This is a genomic window from Mycolicibacterium palauense (genome assembly GCF_002592005.1).
GTDB lineage: Bacteria > Actinomycetota > Actinomycetes > Mycobacteriales > Mycobacteriaceae > Mycobacterium > Mycobacterium palauense.
In genome coordinates, this window is sequence record NZ_NVQF01000203.1 from 1 (window position 1) to 970 (window position 970).

Consider the following 970-nt stretch of genomic DNA (forward strand, 5'->3'; position numbering starts at 1 on the left):
TGGCCGAGATCTCGGGGTGGAGCACCGAGATCGCCCCGGAGGCGATCAACTGCGCGGCCCCCGACACCGGCAACATGGAGACGCTGCACCTGTTCGCCACCGAGGAACAGCGGGCGCGGTGGCTGCAGCCCCTGCTGGCCGGTGAGATCCGCAGCGCGTTCTCGATGACCGAGCCCGCGGTGGCCTCCAGCGACGCCCGCAACATCCAGACCCGGATCGTGCGCGACGGTGATCACTACGTGATCAACGGGCATAAGTGGTGGACCTCGGGTGCCAACGACCCGCGTTGCACGATCCTGATCGTGATGGGCCGCACCAATCCCGAGGCCGCCAGCCATCAGCAGCAGTCGATGGTCCTGGTTCCCGCCGACACCCCGGGTGTGCACATCAAGCGTTCCACCGGTGTGTTCGGCTGGCAGGACCAGCACGGCCACGCCGAGATCGTCTACGACGACGTGCGGGTGCCGGTGTCGAATCTGCTCGGTGAGGAGGGGGCGGGCTTCGCGATCGCGCAGGCCCGGCTGGGTCCCGGGCGCATCCATCACTGTATGCGGGCCATCGGCGTGGCCGAACGGGCGCTGGCGTTGATGACCGACCGGGTGAGCAACCGGATCGCCTTCGGTAAGCCGCTGGCCGAGCAGGGCATGGTGCAGCATGCGATCGCGTTGTCGCGCAACGAGATCGATCAGGCTCGGTTGTTGTGTGAGAAGGCCGCCTGGACCATCGACCAGCACGGCAACCGGGCCGCTCACGGGCTGGTGTCGCAGATCAAGGCGGTGGCACCGCAGATGGCGTGCAACGTCATCGACCGGGCCATTCAGACCCACGGTGCGGCCGGGGTCTGCGACGACACCCCGCTGGCGCGGATGTACGGCTGGCAGCGGGCGATGCGGATCTTCGACGGGCCCGACGAGGTGCATCTGCGCACCATCGCGCGCACCGAGATCGGCCGGGACAAGGGCGCCCTGGC

General features: G+C 68.6%; 1 protein-coding gene. It reads left to right on the forward strand.

Annotation, left to right across the window (positions count from 1 at the left end; genetic code table 11):
• Positions 1-970: acyl-CoA dehydrogenase family protein (locus tag CSR00_RS29870; protein WP_099025950.1), on the forward strand; the 970-nt coding region annotated here is incomplete at both ends.